The organism is Komagataeibacter kakiaceti JCM 25156, assembly GCF_000613305.1.
In genome coordinates, this window is sequence record NZ_BAIO01000221.1 from 1 (window position 1) to 3717 (window position 3717).

At 65.0% G+C, this 3717-nt stretch carries 3 protein-coding genes and 1 pseudogene; 2 read left to right on the plus strand and 2 right to left on the minus strand.

Annotation, left to right across the window (positions count from 1 at the left end):
- Nucleotides 1-12: 12 nt before the first annotated feature.
- Nucleotides 13-1564, minus strand: a pseudogene (gene gpmI, locus JCM25156_RS23640) (2,3-bisphosphoglycerate-independent phosphoglycerate mutase).
- 88 nt (nt 1565-1652) lie between these two features.
- Here gpmI and msrB point away from each other — a divergent pair.
- Nucleotides 1653-2054, plus strand: coding sequence for a peptide-methionine (R)-S-oxide reductase MsrB (msrB, locus tag JCM25156_RS11010; RefSeq protein ID WP_025813115.1), 402 nt, complete (start codon nt 1653-1655; stop codon nt 2052-2054).
- A gap of 32 nt (nt 2055-2086) precedes the next feature.
- Nucleotides 2087-2740, plus strand: a complete 654-nt coding sequence (gene upp, locus JCM25156_RS11015; RefSeq protein ID WP_025813116.1) for a uracil phosphoribosyltransferase — start codon at nt 2087-2089, stop codon at nt 2738-2740.
- A 184-nt stretch (nt 2741-2924) separates the two neighbouring features.
- Here the strand turns inward: upp and JCM25156_RS11020 are convergent.
- Nucleotides 2925-3717 (minus strand): pyridoxal-phosphate dependent enzyme (locus tag JCM25156_RS11020; protein WP_025813117.1); only part of this gene is annotated, 793 nt, incomplete at its 5' end.

A 3717-nucleotide genomic window follows, 5' to 3' on the forward strand; every position in this document is an offset into this window, starting at 1 on the left:
CCGGGCGTGATGTCAGGATGGCGTGGACCCGTCCAGAAGGGAATGCCCGGTCATGGCGGCGGGCTGGGGCAGGCCCATGAGCTGCAGCAGGGTCGGCGCGATGTCGGCCAGTCGGCCATCATGCAGGCTGACATTCTTTACCCCGCCCAGCACCACGGGCACCACGTTGAGTGTGTGGGCCGTGTGCGGGCCGTTGGTCTCGGGGTCAAACATGGTTTCCGCATTGCCGTGGTCGGCGGTGACCAGCAGCGCGCCGCCCGCGCGGTCGATGGCGTCCGCGATCTGGCCCAGACCCCGGTCCACCGCCTCGATGGCCTTGACCGCGGCGGGCAGCACGCCGGTATGGCCCACCATGTCCGCATTGGCGAAGTTGAGGACGATCAGGTCGTATTTGCCACTGTCAATGGCTTCCACCGCCCGGCGTGTCAGTTCCGGGGCCGACATTTCGGGTTGCAGGTCATAGGTCGCGACCTTGGGGGAAGGGATCATGACCCGATCCTCGCCGGGAAGCTGGTGTTCACGCCCGCCGTTGAGGAAGTAGGTGACGTGCGGGTACTTCTCGGTCTCCGCCATGCGGATCTGTTTCAGCCCGGCGGCGCTGACCACATCGCCCAGCAGGTCATGCAGTTCCTCGGGCGGGAACAGCACCGTCATCCGTTCGGCCAGCCGGTCGCTGTAGCGGGTCATGCCCATGACGGCGGCGAGCTTGACCAGCCGGATGCGGGTGAAGCCATCGAATTCCGGCTCAAGCAGCGCATCGAGCAACTGGCGGATCCGGTCGGCGCGGAAGTTGAAGCTCAGCACGCCGTCACCGTCATGCATGCCGCCATATTCACCGATCACGGTGGGCACGATGAATTCATCCGTGACCCCGGCGGCGTAAGCCCTGTCCAGCACATGCAGCGCATCGCCCGCCCGTTCGCCCTGACCGGCGACGATGGCGTTATAGGTCTTCTCCACCCGGTCCCACCGGCGGTCGCGGTCCATGGCGTAATAGCGGCCGGAAACCGTGCCGATCCGCACCCCTTCGGGCAGGGCGGACAGAAGCTGGCTGACATGGCCGTGCCCGGATTGCGGGGCGGTGTCGCGCCCATCGGTAAAGATGTGGAAAATGACGGGAATACCGGCGGCGCGCAGGATTTCGGCAAGGGCCACGGCATGGTCCTGATGGGCATGCACCCCGCCGGGGGAGACGAGACCCATGAGGTGGCAGGTGCCCCCGCTGGCCTTCAGCGCGGCGATGAAATCCGCCATCACCGGGCCGCGCGCGACCGAGCCGTCACGCAGCGCGGTGGAAATGCGCGGCAGTTCCTGCATCACCACCCGGCCCGCGCCGATATTGAGATGACCGACCTCCGAATTGCCCATCTGCTTGCGGCAGGCCGACATCCTCCCCACAGGTCTTGAGAAAGGCGTGCGGCCCCGACTGCCACAGCCGGTCAAAGGCTGGCGTATCGGCGTCGCGTACCGCATTGTCGGACGGGTCTTCGCGCCAGCCGAAGCCATCAAGCACTGCCAGCATGACGGGGCGGCGCGCCTTGTTCACTGTTTCATGGTCGCTCATGGGGTAGGATCTCCCTGTTTTATTTTATATGGCATGATGCCCTAAAAGCGGTCAGCGTAAAATGCCCGTGTGATGGAGGAAAACACCCATGTCCGATCCAGCCGCCACAGGCCCCACCCAGTGCGGTGGCCTGACCCCTGAACAGGCGCGCATCCTGCGCGAACACGGCACCGAGCGCCCCGGTTCCAGCCCGCTGAATGATGAAAAGCGCGCCGGTGAATATCGTTGCGCCGGGTGCGGCACGCCGTTATTCCGCTCCGGCACGAAATATGAGAGCGGCAGCGGCTGGCCTTCGTTTTTCGACGCCATACCCGGCGCGCTGGGCACCACGACCGACACCAGCCACGGCATGACCCGCACGGAGGTCCATTGCGCGCGGTGCAACGGCCATCTGGGCCATGTCTTCCCCGACGGGCCGCCGCCCACCGGCCTGCGCTACTGCATGAACGGGCTGGCCCTGCGTTTCGTCCCCCGCGATGGCGGAAGCTGACCCCATACCCCAACCCATGACAAGGAACCGATATGACCGAACCCGCCTGCGCGCATGACGATGGTGTTGTTGTTGTCACCCACCCGCTGGTCCAGCACAAGCTGACCCTCATGCGTGAGCGTGAGACCCCGACCGGCGTGTTCCGCCATCTCGCGCGCGAACTGAGCCTGCTGATCGGTTACGAGGCCATGCGTGACCTGCCGCTGGAAACGGTGGAGATCGATACGCCGCTGGAACACATGCAGGCCCGCCGCCTTGCGGGCAAGAAACTGTGCCTGATTTCCATCCTGCGGGCGGGAAACGGGATTCTGGATGGATTGCTGGATCTGGTACCCTCGGCACGCGTGGGGTATGTCGGGCTGTACCGTGATCCCGAAACGCTGGAGCCGGTTGAATATTACCTCAAGCTGCCCGATGAGCTTGAGAACCGTGTCTGCCTTGTGGTCGATCCGATGCTGGCGACGGGACATAGCGCGGTCGCGGCCATTGACCGGCTCAAGCAGGCAGGCTGCAACAATCTGGTTTTCGTCTGCCTGCTCGCGGCGCCCGAGGGCGTGGCCTGCCTGCGCAGGGCGCATCCCGATGTGCGGATCGTGACCTGCGCCATTGATCGCGGGCTGGATGAACATGGCTATATCCGCCCCGGCCTGGGCGATGCGGGCGATCGCCTGTTCGGCACCAGATAGGAGACTGTGGCCGCCTTTTTTCAAAAAGGCGGCGTTTCCCGAAGCTTTGCGAAAAAAGCTTCACCGGAAACTTCACTGGGATTTGCGGTGGGTTCTGAAGGCAGGCTTTTCAAACGGTCTCCAAGGTTGGAAAAACCCGTGGCGGCTTTTCTCCGCCACGGGTGAACCCATGGTGCGGGGCCGTTCAGGCGCGGCGCACGATGTAGGTCTTGGCCAGTTCCGCTTCCAGCGCGCGGGCGTGTTCGGGGTCGCGGGCTTCGATCATCACTTCCAGTTCGGCGGCCTGCACGCTGGGGGTGGTGAACAGGCGCTGGTGCGAGACCTCGATGATATTGCCGCCTTCATCACCGATCTTGCGTGAAATGTCGGCCAGAACGCCGGGGCGATCAGGTATTTCCATTTTCAGGCACAAAAGCCGCCCGTCGCGCAGCAGCGAGCGCAGCAGGGTATTGGCCAGGATGCGGCTGTCGATATTGCCACCCGTAACCGGCAGCGCCACGCGCTTGCCCCGGAACAGTTCGGGATAGGTCAGTACCGCCGCCAGCGCCGTGGCGCCAGCCCCTTCACTGACCTGCTTCGCCCCTTCGGCCAGCATGGTGATCGCGGTTTCGATGGCGCTTTCCGGCACCACCAGCACGTTGGACACATGGCCGCGAATGACCTCCAGCGGCTGGCGGCCGATCTGGAGCACCGCGATCCCTTCCGCGATGGTGGCGCCGCCCGGCGGCATCACCTCATCGCCCGGAAAACCGGCCAGCGAGGAGAAATTTTCCACCTGCACCCCGATGATGTCCATCTCCGGGCGCAGCGCGCGCGCGGCCACGGCGCAGCCGGACAGCAGGCCGCCACCGCCGATGGGGCAGACGAACGTATCCAGCGGGCCCGCGTCCTCGAACAGTTCAAGCGCGAACGTGCCCTGTCCAGCCATGACCTCGGGGTCATCATAGGGGTGGACGAACACCCGGCCCTCGCGCTGG